This is a genomic window from Streptomyces humidus, assembly GCF_014649655.1.
GTDB classification, from domain to species: domain Bacteria; phylum Actinomycetota; class Actinomycetes; order Streptomycetales; family Streptomycetaceae; genus Streptomyces; species Streptomyces humidus.
Genome location: NZ_BMTL01000047.1, coordinates 38,848 through 56,681, shown reverse-complemented (window position 1 = coordinate 56,681; position 17,834 = coordinate 38,848). Strand labels below are relative to the sequence as shown.

Below are 17,834 nucleotides of genomic sequence, written 5' to 3'. Positions count from 1 at the left end.
CGCTTCCTTTGTACTCACCCGAACCTCTCGGGCTTTCCTCCGGGCGCTTCCCTTCGGTCTTGCTGTCTTGCGTTTCCGACTCTATCAGATCTTTTTCTCGATCCGATTCCCTGTCGGCGGGATTGTCCTGGCTTTCGAGCTTTCGCCCGTCGGCCTTTCGACATTCACTACGTTAGCCGATTCCCTGCGCAACTCATAATCGAGTTGCGGTGCGGTGGAATTCGGGCATGCAGGCACGCCGAATTCATTCCCGCTGAGGGATGTCGTAGGTAGTGGGTGGCCGCTTCCGGCTGCAGGCGAATGCCGTACCCGGTTCAAGCGGCTCGGGCTACGTTACGCCCCGTCCATGAGCGAGTCAACTTCGGCGGGGCCCGGGGACGTGGCCCGCCAGGGGCCCCCGTCGGGTCGTCGGCGACCCGGTAGCTCCGGAGTGCAGGGCTGTGTCGCCCGGGACTCCGATGCGCGGACCGTTGCGTACCTGTTCGGAGGGGCGACCGTGCCCGTCGGAGCCGGAGAGCGGTGTCGCCTGCGGCGCCGGCGACGTGCCGTCGAGAGCTCGGTCCACGCCCGGGCGGTGGCCTGGGGGGCCGGGAACCTCGGCCGGTTCTCCGGCAAGGCGCACTGCGGCTCAGGCTCCGGCGGACGGTTTGGCTCGCGGGCTCAGCCGGTACGCCGAGACCGTCGGATCACCGGCGAGGTAGAACCGGTGCTGCCAGTCGTGGGCCTTGCTCACTCCCACCCGAGGACCGGCCTGGATGAGCGCGGCAGGTACCGACTCGCCCTCGGACAACGACACCGAGGCGCCTGTCAGGAGGAGGTCCGCGCCGTTGTGCTCCGCCGTGATCCCGAGTGCCTGGCAGAAGTTTCCCGGGCCTCGCGCAAGGCGGGGACTCTCGACCTTCTCCCCTCGTCGCCTGCGTGCCAGGTCCTCCCCCTCGATGACCCTGCCTGCCCGGACGAGGACGGCCGAGGCGATGCCGTCCGTCCCGGTGACGACGTTGGCGCACCAGTGGAGGCCGTGCGACCGGTAGACGTACAGGTGTCCCGCGGGTCCGAACATGACGGCGTTACGGGGTGTCCGGCCCCGGTAGGCATGGGAGGCCGGGTCGGCCGTGCCGGAGTACGCCTCGGTCTCCGTGATGGCGATGCTCACAGTCCCCTTGGAGCTCTTGCAGGCGAGGACGCTCCCGAGCAGCTCGGGGGCGACCTCTTCAGCAGGACGGGAGAGGAGATCGACGTTCACGCTGACCGCCTTGACATGCCGTGGATGAAGCGGACGTGCGCTTGTCCGGGCGGACCGGACATCACGCCGCTGCGGGTCGCGCGATCGCGACAGGCGTGGGGGCCGGGGTCGTTCCCGGCGTCGCGGGCCTCGGCCTCGGTGAGCCGCAGGGCGACCGGGCCCTCGGGGATCATGCGGACGAGCGGACCGCCCCGGAGATCCGGGGCCGCCTCCAGGACAGGGCGACGGAAGACGCTCCTGGGCAGGGGCGTACGGTCGATGGTCGCGATCATGCCCTCCGAGCGTAGTGCAGACGGCTGGGTGCGTCGGGCTGGTCAGCGGGCGCTCGGCTTGTCAGGGTGTGGGGCGGCGGAACCGGCCACGTCGGGATCGCGTTCGTAGGGATCGAGGGATCCCGTCCAAGAAGGTCGTAGAGGGAGAGTCATGGCGTTCAAGAAGCTGCTCGCGAGTCTGGGGGCCGGCGGGGCGTCGGTCGAGACGGTGCTGACCGAGGTCAACGTCGTTCCGGGCGGTGTCGTCCAGGGCGAGGTGCGGATCCAGGGCGGATCCGTCAACCAGCAGATCGAGGGGCTGTCGGTCGGGCTGCAGGCCAAGGTCGAGGTCGAGAGCGGCGACCAGGAGTACAAGCAGGACATCGAGTTCACGAAGCAGCGGCTCGGCGGCGCCTTCGAGCTGCAGGCGGGTGCGGTGCACGCGGTGCCGTTCGGGCTGGAGATCCCGTGGGAGACGCCGGTCACGATGATCGACGGACAGGCCCTGCGCGGGATGAACGTCGGGGTGACCACGGAGCTGGAGATCGCGCGTGCCGTGGACTCCAGTGACCTGGACGCGGTCAACGTGCACCCGCTGCCGGCGCAGAAGGCCGTTCTGGACGCCTTCCTCCAGCTCGGCTTCCGCTTCAAGAACGCGGACCTCGAGCGCGGGCACATCCGGGGCACGCGGCAGAAGCTGCCGTTCTACCAGGAGATCGAGTTCTTCCCGCCGTCGCAGTACCGGGGGCTGAACCAGGTCGAACTGAGCTTCGTGGCCGACGAGCACGCGATGGACGTCGTACTGGAGATGGACAAGAAGCCCGGTCTGTTCAGCGAGGGCAGTGACACCTTCCGCTCGTTCCAGGTGGGTCTGAACGACTACCAGGGCACCGACTGGCCGGCGTACCTCAACCAGTGGCTGTCCGAGGTCGGCAGCAGGCGCAACTGGTTCTAGAAGGTCCCCGGCCGTTCACGGAGCGGGCCGGCGCGGAGGGCCCGGAGTGCCGTACGGCGAACGCTGTCGTGTCCGGGAGGCCTTCCGCGCCGTGCTCGGGCTCGTGCGGGGCGGGGAGGTCGTAGGCTCCGGAGGGAGTGCTTTCCGATCTATCAGGAGGTGTCGAGGTGACCGAGCTGAAGAGGCGGCCGCTGCCCCACGACTTCCATCCGCCGGTGCCGTCGTTCACGGTCACGAGCGAGGACGTGGAGGAAGGGGCGGTACTCAAGGACGCCCAGGTCCTGGCCGCGGGGAACACCTCGCCGCAGCTGCGGTGGGAGGGCTTCCCGGCCGGGACCAAGAGCTTCGCCGTGACCTGTCACGACCCCGACGCTCCGACGGGCAGCGGGTTCTGGCACTGGGTTCTGTTCGACATCCCGGCCTCGGTGACCGAGCTGCCCGCGGGTGCGGGGGGCGGGCGGTTCGAAGGGCTGCCGGAGGGCGCCGTGCACGCGCGCAACGACTACGGCAGCAAGGACTTCGGCGGGGCGGCGCCGCCGCCGGGTGACGGGCCGCACCGGTACGTGTTCACGGTGTACGCGGTGGATCAGGAGAAGCTCGGTCCGGACGCCGACGCCTCGCCGGCCGTGGTCGGGTTCAACCTGCGTTTCCACGCGATCGGCCGCGCCCAGTTGATCGGTGAGTACGAACATCCCAAGGAGGGATGAGTCAGCTCATCGTTCAGACGACGTTTGCCCGCCTCTGGTGTTGGAAGTGATCAGAGGCGGGCATTTTCTTGTTGCCGGGGGTCGCGGGGGTCACCCCCCGTGGAGCAGCAGATATTGCGTTGTCCATCTCGGCGTGCCCGGCCAGAGTTGATCCCAGCCCGCCAGGGGGTGGGCCGGTGCACACAGGAGGTGGGCTGGTATGCGGGACACGCTGGTACTGAACGCGAGCTTCGAGCCGCTGTCGACGGTGACGTTGAACCGAGCCGTCGTTCTGGTGCTTCAGGACAAGGCCGTCGTCGAGCAGGCCCACCCCGAACTGCGGATGCGTGGAGCGGAGGTCGACATCCCCGCGCCCCGGGTGATCAGGCTGTGCAGGTACGTACGGGTGCCGTTCCGAAGACAAGCTCCGTGGTCGAGGCGGGGTGTGCTGATCAGGGACCGTCACCGGTGCGCGTACTGCGGTCGTCGGGCGACGACCGTGGACCACGTGGTGCCGCGGGCGCAGGGTGGTCAGGACTCGTGGCTGAACACCGTCGCCTCGTGTGCGGAGGACAACCACCGCAAGGCGGACCGGACTCCGGAGCAGGCGGACATGCCGTTGCTGCGGAGGCCCTTCGAGCCGACGCCCGCGGACGCGATGCTGCTGGCCCTGGGGCAGGACGACCTGGCCGCGCTGCCGGAGTGGCTGACGCTGGACGCCGCGTAGCCCGTGTCCGTACGTGGCCGGGGCCCGCCTTCTCGCGGAAGGCGGGCCCCGGTCGCGTCCGCGGTCGGCTCGCGGCGGTCAGTCTATGGACGGCTTCTCGCGGCGCTCGTTGCCGCCGCCGTTGCCGGAGTTGTTGCCGCCCGAATTGCCGCCGAACGGGCCGAAGTTGCCCATGGCGCCGGACAGTCCCTTCAGGGCGTCGCCGATCTCGCTGGGGACGATCCAGAGCTTGTTGGCGTCGCCCTCGGCGATCTTCGGGAGCATCTGGAGGTACTGGTAGGACAGGAGTTTCTGGTCGGGGTCGCCGGCGTGGATGGCCTCGAAGACCGTGCGCACGGCCTGGGCCTCGCCCTCGGCGCGCAGGGCCGCGGCCTTGGCCTCGCCCTCGGCGCGCAGGATCTGGGACTGCTTCTCGCCCTCGGCGGTGAGGATGGCGGCCTGGCGCGTTCCTTCGGCGGTGAGGATCGCGGCGCGCTTGTCACGGTCGGCGCGCATCTGCTTCTCCATCGAGTCCTGGATGGAGGTGGGCGGTTCGATCGCCTTGAGCTCGACGCGGTTGACGCGGATGCCCCACTTGCCGGTGGCCTCGTCGAGGACGCCGCGCAGGGCCGCGTTGATCTCCTCGCGGGAGGTGAGCGTCCGCTCCAGGTCCATGCCGCCGATGATGTTGCGGAGCGTGGTGACGGTGAGCTGCTCGATCGCCTGGATGTAGCTGGCGACTTCGTAGGTCGCTGCCCGGGCGTCGGTCACCTGGTAGTAGATGACCGTGTCGATGTTGACGACCAGGTTGTCCTGGGTGATCACCGGCTGGGGCGGGAACGGCACGACCTGTTCGCGGAGGTCGATGCGGTTGCGGATGGTGTCGATGAACGGGACGACGATGTTGAGGCCGGCGTTCAGCGTGCGCGTGTAGCGGCCGAAGCGCTCCACGATCGCGGCGCTGGCCTGCGGGATGACTTGGATCGTCTTGATCAGGGCGATGAAGACCAACACCACCAGAATGATCAGGACGATGATGACCGGTTCCATCGTCGGATCCCCGTACCCTTCTCCGCCTAAGCGTTTCGGAAGATCGTATGTCTGTTGAAGATCTTGCTGGTCGAGTCTGACAGACCGTCGTGCGGCCCGCGAGGTGTTCGGTCGACTTACGTGGTGCGGGAGTTGTGCGAGATCAGATGACGATCGCCGTGGCTCCCTCGATGTCCACGACGTCGACCTCCTGCCCCACGTCATAGGCGCGGTCGCTGTCGAGCGAGCGCGCGGACCAGATCTCTCCGGCGAGCTTGATCCGCCCGCCCGAGCGGTCGACGCGCTCCAGCACGACGGCCTGCTTGCCCTTCAACGCCTCGACCCCGGTCGCGAGTCGGGGTCGCTGCCTGCTGTGCCGGTTCGCGATGGGGCGGACGACAGCGATCAGCGCGACCGAGACGACGATGAAGACGAGCACTTGGGCGACGGCGCCCAGGCCGAGGCTCGCGGCGACGGCCGCGGCCACCGCGCCGACCGCGAGCATGCCGAACTCGGGCATCGCGGTCACCACGAGCGGGATACCGAGCGCTGCCGCACCGACCAGCCACCACACCCATGCGTCGATGTCGTTCACAGGCTCATGGTAGGGCCGGGGTCCCGTCACGGACAGGGCGCGAGGGGGTGGGCACGGGGTCAGGACAGGGGCAGACCCCGGGCGGTCCAGCGGTCGCCGATCTGCTCCACGACGAGCGGGAGGCCGAAGCAGAGGGAGAGGTTGCGGGAGGTGAGTTCGAGCTCGACGGGGCCCGCGGCGAGCACCTTGCCCTGGCGGATCATGAGGACGTGGGTGAAGCCGGGCGCGATCTCCTCGACGTGGTGCGTGACCATGATCATCGAGGGGGCGACGGGGTCGCGGGCGAGGCGGCCGAGACGGCGTACGAGGTCCTCGCGGCCGCCGAGGTCGAGGCCGGCGGCCGGCTCGTCGAGGAGCAGCAGTTCGGGGTCGGTCATCAGGGCGCGGGCGATGAGGGTCCGCTTGCGCTCGCCCTCGGAGAGGGTGCCGAACCTCCGGTCGAGGTAGTCGCTCATGCCGAGGCGGTCGAGGAAGGCGCGGGCGCGCTGTTCGTCGACGTCCTCGTACTCCTCCTGCCAGCCGGCCGTCATGCCGTAGGCGGCGGTCAGCACGGTCTGCAGGACGGTCTGGCGCTTGGGGAGCTTGTCGGCGAGGGCGATGCCGGCCATGCCCACGCGTGGGCGCAGCTCGAAGACGTCGGTGCCGGGCTTGCCGAGGGGTTCGCCGAGGACGGAGACGTCGCCGGAGCTCGGGAAGAGGTAGGTGGACGCGATGTTCAGGAGGGTCGTCTTCCCGGCCCCGTTCGGCCCGAGGATGACCCAGCGCTCGCCCTCCTTGACCGACCAGGAGACCTGGTCCACGAGAGCCCGGCCCTCACGGACCACGGTTACGTCCTGAAGCTCCAGAACATCGCTCATGAGCGCGTTGTCTCCCCTTGCAGTGTGGCCGGTCGGTTGTCGCGGGCGCCTGTGGCTCGGACCGCCGCGCGTGGGTGGGCGCGGCCCCTCCGGGAAAATCTACGCCACCGGCCCGGCGGCCCGTTCCATCGGTCCGGTCCTTAGGCTGGGGGCATGCTTTCCGAACCGCGCTCTGGTCGCCTTGCCGCTTGGGGAAATGCCCTGTTGGCCGGATTCGTCTCGCCGGACGACGCTGTGCTCGCCATCGTCGGGGAGGACGCCGTCCACCGGGTGGAGGGGCTGCCGGGCGAGTCCGCGCCCGTCGGGCTCACGCTCGCGCTGGGGCGGCTGCGGGCGCTCGGGGTGACCGGGCTGCGGCTCGCGCTGCCCGTGTCGGGCCATCCGCTGGGGCTGAGCGGACCGCCGGAGTTCAACGCGCGGGCGCTGGACGCGCAGGAGGCGGTGGTCTGTCACGGCGCCGCTCACGGGCTGGTGCCCGAGGTCTCGGAGGCGGGGCCGGCCGGGGACGTGCACGTCGAGGTGGTGTGGCGCTGCCTTCCGGTGCGGGAGGCGCCGCCGGCGGACGTGCCCTCGCTGGGCGAGGCGGAGCGGGAGCTGGCGGAGGCGATGCGGGACGCCACGGCGGTGCTGTCGCGGCTGGACGTGGCCGGGTCGGGGCCGGTGGCGGAGGCGGCGATCGACGCGTACCGGGCACGGTCGGAGCAGGGGCGGGAGGTGTTGGCGCCGGGGTATCCGCCGCGGGCGGTACGGGTGCTGGAGCTGGCGCAGCGGGTGGGGCTGCTGGTGTCGCTCGCCCAGGAGAACGGGCACGGAGGTGCGGTCAGTTCGGCGGAGATGGCGGACCGCTCCGAGGCGTTGCGGCCGGTCGAGCGGACGGCTCGGCGGGCGCTGGTCGCCGCGTACAACTCCGTTGTGGAGGAGCGGGAGCGCGGGGTCCGGTGAGCGTGGGCGGTGGGACGCCCGAGTCGGTGTGCGCCGCTTCGGGCGGTGCTCCCCCGGACCGCCTCCGTGGCCGAGCGGTTCGGCCCCGGCCGCCGGACCTGCCGGTGGCGCCGGCCCGTGTCGAGGGGCGCTGTCGGGCGCGGGGAGCACGCAGGGGGCGCAGGGAGGGCGCAGGGGCCCACGCGTCGTCGCGTGGGCCCCTGCGTGGCCGCAGCCGTGCGGTCAGCCGTTGACGCCCGTGTTGCCGAAGGCCGGGTTCAGCAGGCCGATCACGTCGACGCTGTTGCCGACCACGTTGACCGGGACGCTGACGGGGGCCTGGACGAGGTTGCCCGAGACGACGCCCGGCGAGCCCTTGGCCACGCCGAGGGCGGAGGCGCCGTCGGCGGCGGAGGCCAGACCGGCGGCCGCGGCCACCAGGCCGCCGGCCACCATCGTCACGGCCGCTGCCTTCTTCAGGTTCTTCACTTCTGAGCCCTCCTCGCGATCGCCGCGGCAGTCGCCGCGGCACGCAGGGAGAACGGCGGAGACCGCCGGAGGATGCGCCGTCCGGGGGACATTCCCACGACGGTATGAATCTCAGACCGGAAGTCGGCCCTTCCCTTCCGGTCGGTGCGCGCCGGCCCGCCGGCGTCGTCCGTCGGCTCGTCTCAGCCTGCCGCCCCGTGGCGCACGGCCCACAGGGCGGCCTGGGTGCGGTCCGCGAGGTCGAGTTTCATCAGGATGTTCGAGACGTGCGTCTTGACGGTCTTCTCGGAGAGGACCAGGGCGCGGGCGATCTCGCGGTTGGAACGGCCGTCCGCGATCAGGCCGAGCACCTCGCGCTCCCGTTCGGTGAGCGAACCACCGCGTCCCTGGACGGAGTTGGCCTCGTCCTGGGACAGGAGCGCGTCGGCGACCTCCGGCTGGAGCAGGATGTGGCCGGCGTGGACCGAACGGATGGCGCCGGCCAGGGCGTCGGGGTCCACGTCCTTGTAGACGTATCCGGCGGCTCCGGCGCGCAGGGCCGGGACGACCGTGCGCTGTTCGGTGAAGCTCGTGACGATCAGCACGCGCGCGGGGTTGGTCAGTTCGCGGAGCCTGCGCAGGGCCTCGACGCCGTCCACGCCGGGCATCTTGACGTCCATCAGGACGACGTCGGGGCACAACTCCTCGGCCAGGGCGACTCCTTCGGCCCCGTCGGCGGCCTCGCCGACGACCTCGATGTCCTCCTGCACCTCCAGAAAGGTGCGCAACCCCCGGCGGACGACCTGGTGGTCGTCGACGAGCAGCACCTTGATCGCGTCAGCCACCAGGAGCCTCCATCTCGATCGCGGTGCCCTTGCCGGGCGCCGATTCCACCGTGAGCGTGCCGCCGACGCCGTTCGCCCGGTCCCGCATCGACGCCAGGCCCAGATGACGGCCGGCCCGGCGGACCGCCGACGGGTCGAAGCCGCTGCCGTCGTCGGTGACGCGCAGGACCGTGTCCTGGCCGCGCTTGTACAGGGTGACGTCCACCCGGTCCGCGCCGGAGTGGCGCAGCGCGTTGTGCAGGGCCTCCTGGGCGACCCGCAGGAGGGCCTCCTCCTGGGCGGCGGGCAGGGCCCGCACGCCGTTGCCGGTGAACGTCACGCGGGCGGTGTGGGCGCGGTCGAGGACCTGGACATGGGTGCGCAGGGTGGCGACCAGGCCGTCCTCGTCGAGTGCGGCCGGCCGCAACTCGACCACGGCGGCACGCAGTTCGTCGGCGGCCTCGGCTGCCAGGGCGGCGACCTGCTGCAGTTCGCCCTTCGCGCGCGCGGGGTCGCGGTCGACGAGGGCCGCGGCGGCCTGGGCCGTCAGGCGCAGGGAGAACAGCTTCTGGCTCACGGCGTCGTGCAGCTCGTGGGCCAGCCGGGAGCGCTCCTCGGCGATCGTCAGTTCACGGCTGCGCTCGTACAGGCGGGCGTTGGTGAGGGCTATCGCGGCGTGCTGGGCGAGGATCGAGAGGAGTTCCTCGTCGTCCTCGGTGAAGCCGCAGCCGCCCTCGGGCTTGGCGCAGTTCTTGTTGGCGAGGAACAGGGCGCCGATGGTCTCGTCCCCGTCGCGGACGGGGAAGCCCAGGAAGTCGGACATCTCGGGGTGGGCCGAGGGCCAGCCCTCGAAGCGCGGGTCCTTGCGGACGTCGGCGAGGCGCTCGGGCCTGGCCTCGTGCAGCATCGCCGCCAGGATGCCGTGCTGGCGGGGCAGGGGGCCGATGGCCTTCCACTGCTCGTCGCTGACGCCGTCCACGACGAACTGGGCGAAGCCGCCGTGGTCGTCGGGGACGCCCAGGGCGGCGTACTGGGCGTCCAGCAGTTCACGGGCGGAGGCGACGATCGTCTTGAGGACGTCGCGCACCTCCAGGTGCCTGCTCATGGCCAGCAGCGCGGAACTCACCGCGGCGAGGCCGGACCGGGGGCCTTGACTCATGTCCTCACGGTACCGGCGGGGGCCGACAGCGTGGATCGGACCTGGGACGGCCGTCCGAAGGGCCGGAGTCCTAGGTCCGAGGTCCCGGGCAGGCCTACGCCGTGCGGACCGGGCTCCGGGGCGTACGACGAAGGGCCCCTCCCGCCTGGGTCCCGCGTCCGAGGCGGGGGCGGCGGACCGGTTCCTAGGTTGGGGTCACCGCCGGGTGAGGCGGTCGGACGAGGGGACGGTTGTCATGCCGGTAGCGATCATCACAGGGGCCTCGAAAGGGCTGGGGCGGGCGTTGGCCGAGGCGCTGGCCGCCCGGGGCTGGGACGTGGTGCTCGGCGCCAGGACGGCGGAGGTGCTGAAGACGACGGCGGCGTCCGTGGCGTCGTACGGCACCCAGGTCGAGGCCTGTGTGGGGGATGTCACCGATCCGGCGCACCGGGCCGGGCTGGTGGCGGCCGCCCGGCGGCTCGGGGGCTGTGACCTGCTGGTGAACAACGCGAGCGCGCTGGGCGCGGAGCCGCTGGTGCGGTTGGAGGCGTTGCCTCCGGACGGACTGCGGCGGGCGCTGGAGGTGAACGTGGTGGCGGCCCTGGGGCTGATCCAGGAGGCGTTGCCGCTGCTGCGCGGGGCGCGGGCGGGCGCGGTGATCACCGTCAGCTCGGACGCGGCCGCCGAGGCGTACGGGACGTGGGGCGGCTACGGGGCGTCCAAGGCGGCGCTCGATCAGCTCGCGGCCGTGCTCGGCGAGGAGGAGCCGGGGCTGCGGGTGTGGGCGGTGGACCCCGGTGACATGGCCACGGACCTGTACGCGGCGGCCGTCCCGGACGACGACGGCCCCCGTCCCGATCCGGCGGCGGTGGCGCCCGCGTTCCTTCGGTTGCTGGACGAGCGCCCGGCGAGCGGGCGGTACGGGGCTCCGGCGCTCTTGGAGGCGCGGCGATGACGCTGACGGCGGGGACCCCGCGCGAGCCCGCCCGGGGGTGGCACAGGGTGCCCGAGGAGCTGTCTGCGCGGGTGCCTGCCGAGCAGCGCGGGCCGGGGCGGGGCCGGGACGACGTCCGGCTGCTGGTGTCGCGGGGGACGGCGGTGGCGCATCACGCGTTCCGGGAGCTGCCCGGCCTGCTGCGGGCCGGTGACGTGCTCGTGGTGAACACCTCACCGACGCTGGCGGCCGCCGTGGACGGGCGGGCCGGGCGCACGCGCGTGGTGGTGCACTTCTCCACGCGCGGGGACGACGGACGGTGGGCGGTCGAGCTGCGCGATCCGGACGGGGCGGGCACGACGCGCGCGCGGGCGGGGGGTCCGGCGGGTTCGAGGGTGCGGCTGCCCGGGGGTGCGCGGCTGACGCTGGAGGAACCCACGGTCCAGGGAGGCGGGCGGCTGTGGTGGGCCCGGGTCTCCCCGGGCGAGGCCGTTCCGGCGCTGCTGCGGGAGTACGGGCGGCCCATCCGTTACGCGTACACGGAACGGGACCAGCCGCTGTCGGTCTACCAGACGGTCTTCGCGCTGCCGTCGGCCGACGGGTCGGGCAGTGCGGAGATGCCGAGTGCGGCACGGCCCTTCACCTCGGCCCTGGTGGCGGAGCTGGTGAGCCGCGGGGTGTTGTTCGCGCCGGTCACGCTGCACACCGGGGTCGCCTCGGCGGAGGTGCACGAACCGCCGTATCCGGAGCGGTTTGCGGTGCCCGGGACGTCGGCGCTGCTGATCGGCGCCGCGCGGGCCGGGGGCGGGCGGGTGATCGCGGTCGGGACGACCGCCGTGCGGGCGGTGGAGTCGGCGGCCGACGCCGGCGGGGTCGTCCGCGCGCGTGCGGGGTGGACGGATCTGGTCGTCACGCCCGCGCGCGGGGTGCGGGTGGTGGACGGGCTGCTGACCGGGCTGCACGAGCCGGAGGCCTCGCATCTGCTGATGCTGGAGGCGGTGGCGGGTCGGGCCGCGATCGAACGCGGTTACGACGAAGCGCTGAGCGCGCTCTACCTGTGGCACGAGTTCGGGGACCTGCACCTCGTCCTGCCGGAGGAGGACGCTGACGCACAGCATTGCTTTGGCAACCAGCCGTGAGAACGATCAGAAGGGCGTGTGAGCCCGCACATAGGGCGCACATCACGTACTAGGGACATTAGGAGACACAGGGGCACCCGATGAACGGGGCAGATGGTTCTATCTGTCCCGTTTTGCCCTTACCCGTTCCACTATCGAGGATCGTACGTCACACCTTTGCCTGGGCATTTTGCGGCCGCTAAGAATTGCTCTCGTCGCTCAGCGGTGCGGCTTCAGGCCGCGGTGATCGTGCCGAAAGCACCCGCTGTCCGCCGTCGGACGAAGAGAGCGACCTCCGCGCTATTCGAAGAGGTCCTTCCGCATGCCCAAGAACACGCACAAGATCGCGATCGCCGGTGCGGCCACCCTCGGCGCCGCCGCCCTCGCCTTCTCCGTGGTGCCGGCCGACGCGCACACGACCACTACGGACGCCGTCTCCTCGGCCCGGGTCGCCTACAGCTCCCAGCCGGTGCGGGACGTCAAGACCAGTGTGACCGACCAGCTGGCCACGACGAGCGTGAAGGTCGACGCGATCGAGGCGAAGAAGAAGGCCGCGGAGGCCGCCGCCGCAAAGAAGAAGGCGGCTGCCGCGAAGGCCGTCGCCGCGAAGAAGAAGGCCGCCACCACGAAGGCCACGGCGACGAAGGCCGCGGCCGCGAAGAAGAAGGCGGCCGCCGAGGCCGCCGCCAAGCGGAAGGCCGCGGCCTCGCGCAAGGCCGAGGAGGCCGCGAACCGCTCCGCCAAGCGCGCCGCGATCAAGAAGGCCGCCGTCCGGCACTACGCCGACAACCTTGACGGCTGGATCAAGCACTCCCTCGACATCATGAAGTCCAAGGGCATCCCGGGCAGCTACCACGGCCTGCACAAGAACATCATGCGGGAGTCCTCGGGCAACCCGAACGCGATCAACGACTGGGACATCAACGCCATCAACGGCATCCCGTCCAAGGGTCTGCTGCAGGTGATCCCGCCGACGTTCAAGGCGTACCACGTCTCCGGAACCTCCTGGAACATCTACGACCCGATCGCCAACATCACGGCCGCCGCCAACTACGCGGCCGACAAGTACGGCTCGATCGACAACGTGAACAGCGCGTACTGACGCACCCCCACGCGCCGAAGGGCGGCGCCTCCCCGGTCGGGAGGCGCCGCCCTTCGGCGGCCGTGCGGACCGATTACTTGCGCATGACCTCGGGCTCGTGGCGGCGCAGGAAGCGGGCCACGAAGAAGCCGCAGATCACGCCGAGGACGATCAGCGCGATCATGTCCAGGCTCCAGGCGCCGACGGTGTGCTCCCACAGCGGGTCCGTGCCGCCGCCGTCCTTGGGCGGGCTGATCTTGTTGAAGTCCAGCGTGGCGCCGGCCGCCGCGACCGCCCAGCGCGAGGGCATCAGGTACGAGAACTCGTTGACGCCGACCGCGCCGTTCAGGGCGAACAGACAGCCGGTGAACACGACCTGGATGATCGCGAACATGACCAGCAGCGGCATGGTCTTCTCGGCCGTCTTCACCAGCGACGAGATGACCAGCCCGAACATCATCGAGGTGAAGCCGAGCGCCATGATCGGGATCGACAGCTCGATCATGGTCGCGCCGCCGAGGACCAGACCCTCCTTCGGGATCTCCCGGCTCGCGAACCCGATCACTCCGACCAGCAGGCCCTGCAGCACGGTGACCACGCCGAGCACGAACACCTTGGACATCAGGTACGCGGACCGGGACAGGCCGGTCGCCCGTTCCCGCTCGTAGATGACCCGTTCCTTGATCAGCTCACGGACGGAGTTCGCCGCGCCCGCGAAGCAGGCGCCCACCGCGAGGATCAGCAGGACGGTGGTGGCCGTGCCATTGGGGATGATCCGCCCGCTCTTGGGGTTGACCGGGTTGGGCAGCAGGCTGTTGCCGGAGTCGATGAGCAGGCTCACCGCGCCGAGGACGGCCGGCAGGATCACCGTCAGAGCCAGGAAGCCCTTGTCGGAGGCGATCACCGACACATAGCGGCGCACCAGCGTGACGAACTGGGACATCCAGCCCTGCGGCTTCGGCGGCTTCATCGCCTGCATCGGCGGCACCTGTACGGACTGCGGCGCGACGGCGTCGATGTCCGCGGCGTACATCTGGTAGTGCTGCGAGCCCTTCCAGCGGCCCGCCCAGTCGTAGTCGCGGTAGTTCTCGAAGGCGGAGAAGACGTCGGCCCAGGTGTCGTAGCCGAAGAAGTTCAGCGCCTCCTCTGGCGGCCCGAAGTAGGCGACGGCACCGCCCGGCGCCATCACGAGCAGCTTGTCGCAGATCGCCAGTTCGGCCACCGAGTGCGTGACGACCAGGACCGTACGGCCGTCGTCGGCGAGGCCGCGCAGCAGCTGCATCACGTCGCGGTCCATGCCCGGGTCGAGGCCGGAGGTCGGCTCGTCCAGGAAGATCAGCGACGGTTTGGTGAGGAGCTCCAGGGCCACCGAGACGCGCTTGCGCTGGCCGCCGGAGAGAGAGGTGACCTTCTTCTCCTTGTGGATGTCCAGCTTCAGCTCGCGCAGCACCTCGTCTATGCGGGCGTCGCGCTCGGCGGCCGTGGTATCGGCCGGGAAGCGGAGCTTGGCCGCGTACTTGAGGGCCTTCTTGACGGTCAGTTCCTTGTGCAGGATGTCGTCCTGCGGGACCAGACCGATGCGCTGACGCAGCTCGGCGAACTGCTTGTAGAGGTTCCGGTTGTCGTAGAGGACATCGCCCTGATTGGCGGGCCGGTAGCCGGTCAGCGCCTTGAGCAGCGTCGACTTGCCGGAACCGGACGGTCCGATGACCGCGATCAGCGACTTCTCCGGGACGCCGAAGGAGACGTCCTTGAGGATCTGCTTGCCCCCGTCGACCGTCACCGTCAGGTGGCGGGCCGAGAAGGAGACCTCACCGGTGTCGACGAACTCCTCGAGCCGGTCGCCGACGACCCGGAACGTCGAGTGGCCCACGCCGACGACGTCGGACGGGCCGAGCTGGACCGAGCCGCCCTTGGGGATCGGCTGGCCGTTGACGTAGGTGCCGTTGTGCGAGCCGAGGTCGCGGATCTCCATCCGGCCGTCGGGCGTCGAGTGGAACTCGGCGTGGTGACGGGAGACCTGGAGGTCCGAGACGACGAGCTCGTTCTCCAGCGCACGGCCGATGCGCATCACGCGGCCGAGGGAGAACTGGTGGAACGTCGTGGGGCTGCGGTCGCCGTGGACCGGCGGCGCCCCCGCGCCACCACCGGGCACCTTCTGTACGTACGGCTCGCCCGGGGCCTGCTGCTGCGGCACGTGCGGCGCCGCCTGCTGCGGCTGCTGCCAGCCGGCCTGCGGCGACTGGTCGGCCTGCGGCTGCGGCGCGCCCTGCTGGGCCCAGCCCGGGTTCGCCGCCTGCGCGGCGTACGGCTGTTGCCGGGGCTGCGCGGCGGGCGTCTGCGCTCCCGAGACGCTCACGCGCGGCCCGTCGGTCGCGTTGCCCAGGTGCAACGCCGAGCCGGGACCGATCTCCAGCTGCTGGATCCGCTGCCCCCTCGCGAACGTGCCGTTGGTGCTGCCGTGGTCCTCGACGACCCAACTGCGGCCGTTGTGGCTGACCGTGGCGTGTCGCCAGGAGACCCTGGCGTCGTCGAGGACGATGTCACCCTGCGGATCACGTCCGAGGGTGTATGACCTGGACGGATCGAGCGTCCAGGTGCGTCCGTTCAATTCCAGTACGAGTTCCGGCACTCCAGCCCCACTGAGTTGTCCCCCGATTCAGCCCCATCGACGGGGAGTCTAGGGATGTCGAACATCGGGGGGAACTATTTCAGTAGCGGCACCCTGACCGAAAGTCGGGCCTTGTGAAGAGCCCGCCCACGCGCATCGGCCGTTCCCGTTGACGGGGTGGATAACCGGCCGGAGAGTGGTAAAAGCATGCGAGGGGGGACGGAAGCGGCGATCTTCGCCGTTCCGCACCGCGGATCGGGGGGTCTGCATGGGCGCCGGCACGGTTGGCGAAGGCTGCGGGAGCGCGGTGCGCGGCAGGGGCGTGCCATGGACGGACGTGCTGCTGGCCGCTGTCGCCGCGGTGAGCTGGGCGTTGATCGGGATGGCGGGGACCGCTGCGCTCGGGCTGCATCTGCTGAAGGCGGACACGGCGGGCTCGTTGGGCCCGATGACGGCCGCGGTGGTGGCCCTGGGGGCGGGCGGCTCGGTGACTCCGTCCGGTGAGGTGTCCGCCTTCGGGCTGACCGGCGCGGAGGCGGACACGGCCATCGAGATCACGCCACTGGGGGTGAGCCTGGTCGGCGCGCTGCTCCTGTCGTGGTTCTTCCTACGGTCCCTGCGCACGGCCGGAGCGGTGATCGCCCCCGCCGAACTCCTCGCGCGCGTCGGGGCGACGGTCGGGCTGTCCGTGGCGATGCTCGGCGGCCTCGCCCGGGCGGGGCACGACGTCATCACCTTCGACGGGCGCGCACCGGGCCTGTCCGGCGGCGGGGGCGGAGGCGGAGGCCTGGACATCCCCGGGCTCGGGGACGTGGGGGACGTGGGGGACGTCGGCGGGCTGCTGCCGGACCGGCTCGGCGGCCTGGTCCACGCGAAGGGCGCGGTCGGCTTCACCGTGGACACCGCGCCCACGCTCCTCGGCGGCCTCGGCTGGTCGCTCGGCATCCTGCTGATCGCTCTGCTGGCCTCGCGCCGCACGCCGCTGCCCCGCGGCTGGGAGGCGGTGCACCGCGTGGTGCGGCCGGCGGTGTCCGCTGTCGTCACGGTGGCGCTGCTGGCGGTGGCAGCCGGGCTCGCCGCGGCGGGCTGGGCGGCGATCGGCGACGACCACCCCCGGCGGATCGCGGGGGCGGCGCTGCTCGGCGCCCCGAACGGGGTCTGGCTGGGCATCCCGGTCGGCCTGTTCGTCCCGTGGGACGGACAGGCGCAGGGCGCCCTGACCACGGTTCTCCCCGACCCGCTGGACGGTCTGCTGGACGCGGGCGCCCGACAGCCCGTGACGCTGGGCCGCCTGGCCGAGCTGGACGGACGGGTGTGGCTGCTGGCAGTCGCGGCAGCGCTGACGATGACGCTGGCGGGAGTGCTGACGGCGGTGCGGACACCGTTCCGGGCCGGGGGACTGCGGAGCAGGCGGGGGGCGGCAACAGCCGGTTCCGGGGAGGTGGGCGCGGCAGGCGCCTGGCAGGTGGGCGCGGCAGGCTCCCATGGGGTGGGGGTCGCGGGCCCGACGAGGGCGGTGAAGGGGGCGGCATACGGCGCCGGGGAGGGTGGTGACGGACGAGATGGCGCGCGGGAGGGTGGCGCTCAGGGGAACGGTGCTCAGGGGAACGGTGTCGCCAGGTTCGTCGGGGGGTGCGCCGTGCGGCTGGGGGGCGCGACGGCGGTGGCGTTGCCGTCCGCGGTCCGGTTGACGGAGGTGTCCGTGAACGCCTCGCTGTCCGTGCTGGGCATCGACGCCTTCGGGGCCGGGATCGAGCTGCACGGACGTCTGGGCCCGGCACTGCTTCTGGGCGCGCTGTGGGGGTCGGGCGCCGGGGCGGTCGGTGCGGCGTTGGCCTGTGCCGTAGGGGCAGCGGGGCGTCGGGCCGCGCCCTTGGCACGCGGTGACACGGGCCGTGGGGCCGCGGACCCGGCCGGGAGCGCGGGGCCTTCGGGACGTGCGGGACGTGCGGGGCCTTCAGTGCCTTTGAGCCGGGCGCCCGGCGCGGCCGGGCCGTACGCGCCGGAGGCGCCCTCGTACCGTCCCCCCAACCCGGCGACGAACCCCTATCTGCGCCTCCCGTACGACCTGAGCGGCGCGCCGGACACCGGGCCGGGGGCCCGGCAGAAACCGGGGGCCGGACAAAGGCAGGGGCAGGGGCAGGGGCAGGGGCAGGGGCAGGGGCAGGGGCAGGGACACGATGGCACGACCGAGCGGTCGCGGTCCCACCGGAGCTCGTGGCAAAACGAGCCGCCGTCTCCCGCATCGGACGACGTCCACGGGGCGCCGACCGTGATCCGTCCGATCGGCCCGCCGCGCAGCCCCGGTGAGTGGCCGCCGCCCGCCTCGGACGACGAGCCGCCACCACCTCCTCCCCCGCCCCCGCCCCGGCCGTCGCCGAGCGGGCCGAGGACGCCGCGCGGATAGCGGTGAAGGA

16 protein-coding genes and 1 pseudogene are annotated in these 17,834 nt (G+C 71.6%); 8 read left to right on the top strand and 9 right to left on the bottom strand.

The annotated features are described in order from the left end of the window. Positions 1-628: 628 nt before the first annotated feature. Together IE239_RS37005 and IE239_RS37000 are read right to left on the bottom strand one after the other, a co-directional pair. Positions 629-1,243 carry a DNA-3-methyladenine glycosylase gene (locus IE239_RS37005; RefSeq protein WP_190153846.1) on the bottom strand — a complete coding sequence of 205 codons (615 nt, stop codon included), beginning with the start codon at positions 1,241-1,243 and terminating at the stop codon, positions 629-631. 14 nt (positions 1,244-1,257) lie between these two features. Beyond that, positions 1,258-1,515: pseudogene (locus IE239_RS37000) on the bottom strand (DNA-3-methyladenine glycosylase); the annotation flags it as partial. A gap of 151 nt (positions 1,516-1,666) precedes the next feature. Here IE239_RS37000 and IE239_RS36995 point away from each other — a divergent pair. From IE239_RS36995 to IE239_RS36985, 3 genes are all read left to right on the top strand, one after another. Then, a complete protein-coding gene (locus IE239_RS36995; RefSeq protein ID WP_190153844.1) occupies positions 1,667-2,449 on the top strand; it encodes a sporulation protein in 783 nt (260 codons plus the stop codon). A 167-nt stretch (positions 2,450-2,616) separates the two neighbouring features. After that, a complete protein-coding gene (locus IE239_RS36990; RefSeq protein WP_190153843.1) occupies positions 2,617-3,156 on the top strand; it encodes a YbhB/YbcL family Raf kinase inhibitor-like protein in 540 nt (179 codons plus the stop codon). Between the two features lie 199 nt (positions 3,157-3,355). Further along, the gene (locus IE239_RS36985) at positions 3,356-3,862 is read left to right on the top strand and encodes an HNH endonuclease (protein WP_190153842.1); all 507 of its coding nucleotides are present in this window, start codon (positions 3,356-3,358) and stop codon (positions 3,860-3,862) included. Between the two features lie 78 nt (positions 3,863-3,940). Here IE239_RS36985 and IE239_RS36980 read toward each other — a convergent pair whose 3' ends face one another. From IE239_RS36980 to IE239_RS36970, 3 genes are all read right to left on the bottom strand, one after another. Beyond that, positions 3,941-4,891: an SPFH domain-containing protein gene (locus tag IE239_RS36980; RefSeq protein ID WP_190153841.1), complete on the bottom strand. Its 951-nt coding sequence runs from the start codon at positions 4,889-4,891 to the stop codon at positions 3,941-3,943. Between the two features lie 142 nt (positions 4,892-5,033). After that, a complete protein-coding gene (locus IE239_RS36975) occupies positions 5,034-5,465 on the bottom strand; it encodes an NfeD family protein (RefSeq protein WP_190153840.1) in 432 nt (143 codons plus the stop codon). Positions 5,466-5,524: 59 nt separating this feature from the next. Then, the gene (locus IE239_RS36970) at positions 5,525-6,322 is read right to left on the bottom strand and encodes an ABC transporter ATP-binding protein (protein WP_190153839.1); all 798 of its coding nucleotides are present in this window, start codon (positions 6,320-6,322) and stop codon (positions 5,525-5,527) included. Between the two features lie 153 nt (positions 6,323-6,475). Between IE239_RS36970 and IE239_RS36965 the strand changes: the two genes are divergently transcribed. Then, positions 6,476-7,264 (top strand): Rv1486c family protein, encoded by a 789-nt coding sequence (locus tag IE239_RS36965; RefSeq protein WP_229878621.1) that lies wholly within the window; start codon positions 6,476-6,478, stop codon positions 7,262-7,264. 222 nt (positions 7,265-7,486) lie between these two features. Here IE239_RS36965 and IE239_RS36960 read toward each other — a convergent pair whose 3' ends face one another. The 3 genes from IE239_RS36960 to IE239_RS36950 form a co-directional block, all read right to left on the bottom strand. Beyond that, positions 7,487-7,732 carry a chaplin gene (locus tag IE239_RS36960; RefSeq protein WP_190153837.1) on the bottom strand — a complete coding sequence of 82 codons (246 nt, stop codon included), beginning with the start codon at positions 7,730-7,732 and terminating at the stop codon, positions 7,487-7,489. Positions 7,733-7,914: 182 nt separating this feature from the next. Further along, positions 7,915-8,556, bottom strand: coding sequence for a response regulator (locus IE239_RS36955; protein ID WP_190153836.1), 642 nt, complete (start codon positions 8,554-8,556; stop codon positions 7,915-7,917). After that, positions 8,549-9,694 (bottom strand): GAF domain-containing sensor histidine kinase, encoded by a 1,146-nt coding sequence (locus tag IE239_RS36950; RefSeq protein ID WP_190153835.1) that lies wholly within the window; start codon positions 9,692-9,694, stop codon positions 8,549-8,551. The genes IE239_RS36955 and IE239_RS36950 overlap by 8 nt, the downstream gene beginning before the upstream one ends. Positions 9,695-9,929: 235 nt before the next feature. On the opposite strand from IE239_RS36950, the gene IE239_RS36945 reads away from it, so the two are divergent. From IE239_RS36945 to IE239_RS36935, 3 genes are all read left to right on the top strand, one after another. Further along, the gene (locus IE239_RS36945; protein WP_190153834.1) at positions 9,930-10,628 is read left to right on the top strand and encodes an SDR family NAD(P)-dependent oxidoreductase; all 699 of its coding nucleotides are present in this window, start codon (positions 9,930-9,932) and stop codon (positions 10,626-10,628) included. Then, positions 10,625-11,746: an S-adenosylmethionine:tRNA ribosyltransferase-isomerase gene (locus IE239_RS36940; RefSeq protein ID WP_190153833.1), complete on the top strand. Its 1,122-nt coding sequence runs from the start codon at positions 10,625-10,627 to the stop codon at positions 11,744-11,746. Before IE239_RS36945 ends, IE239_RS36940 begins: the two co-directional genes overlap by 4 nt. Before the next feature lie 301 nt (positions 11,747-12,047). After that, complete coding sequence (locus tag IE239_RS36935) at positions 12,048-12,827, top strand: transglycosylase SLT domain-containing protein (RefSeq protein WP_190153832.1); 780 nt, start codon at positions 12,048-12,050, stop codon at positions 12,825-12,827. Positions 12,828-12,900: 73 nt separating this feature from the next. On the opposite strand, the gene IE239_RS36930 is transcribed toward IE239_RS36935, so the two are convergent. Continuing rightward, positions 12,901-15,438 carry an FHA domain-containing protein gene (locus tag IE239_RS36930; RefSeq protein ID WP_190153831.1) on the bottom strand — a complete coding sequence of 846 codons (2,538 nt, stop codon included), beginning with the start codon at positions 15,436-15,438 and terminating at the stop codon, positions 12,901-12,903. Positions 15,439-15,685: 247 nt separating this feature from the next. Here IE239_RS36930 and IE239_RS36925 point away from each other — a divergent pair, with 247 nt between their 5' ends. Next, the gene (locus tag IE239_RS36925) at positions 15,686-17,824 is read left to right on the top strand and encodes a streptophobe family protein (RefSeq protein ID WP_229878619.1); all 2,139 of its coding nucleotides are present in this window, start codon (positions 15,686-15,688) and stop codon (positions 17,822-17,824) included. Positions 17,825-17,834: the final 10 nt, after the last annotated feature.

Excerpts from the sequence above, each read along its gene's own strand:
- IE239_RS36995 (WP_190153844.1), top strand. The coding sequence starts at position 1,667 with ATGGCGTTCAAGAAGCTGCTCGCGAGTCTGGGGGCCGGCGGGGCGTCG.
- IE239_RS36985 (WP_190153842.1), top strand. The coding sequence starts at position 3,356 with ATGCGGGACACGCTGGTACTGAACGCGAGCTTCGAGCCGCTGTCGACG.
- IE239_RS36980 (WP_190153841.1), bottom strand. The coding sequence starts at position 4,891 with ATGGAACCGGTCATCATCGTCCTGATCATTCTGGTGGTGTTGGTCTTC.
- IE239_RS36970 (WP_190153839.1), bottom strand. The coding sequence starts at position 6,322 with ATGAGCGATGTTCTGGAGCTTCAGGACGTAACCGTGGTCCGTGAGGGC.
- IE239_RS36965 (WP_229878621.1), top strand. The coding sequence starts at position 6,476 with ATGCTTTCCGAACCGCGCTCTGGTCGCCTTGCCGCTTGGGGAAATGCC.
- IE239_RS36950 (WP_190153835.1), bottom strand. The coding sequence starts at position 9,694 with ATGAGTCAAGGCCCCCGGTCCGGCCTCGCCGCGGTGAGTTCCGCGCTG.
- IE239_RS36945 (WP_190153834.1), top strand. The coding sequence starts at position 9,930 with ATGCCGGTAGCGATCATCACAGGGGCCTCGAAAGGGCTGGGGCGGGCG.
- IE239_RS36940 (WP_190153833.1), top strand. The coding sequence starts at position 10,625 with ATGACGCTGACGGCGGGGACCCCGCGCGAGCCCGCCCGGGGGTGGCAC.
- IE239_RS36935 (WP_190153832.1), top strand. The coding sequence starts at position 12,048 with ATGCCCAAGAACACGCACAAGATCGCGATCGCCGGTGCGGCCACCCTC.
- IE239_RS36925 (WP_229878619.1), top strand. The coding sequence starts at position 15,686 with ATGGGCGCCGGCACGGTTGGCGAAGGCTGCGGGAGCGCGGTGCGCGGC.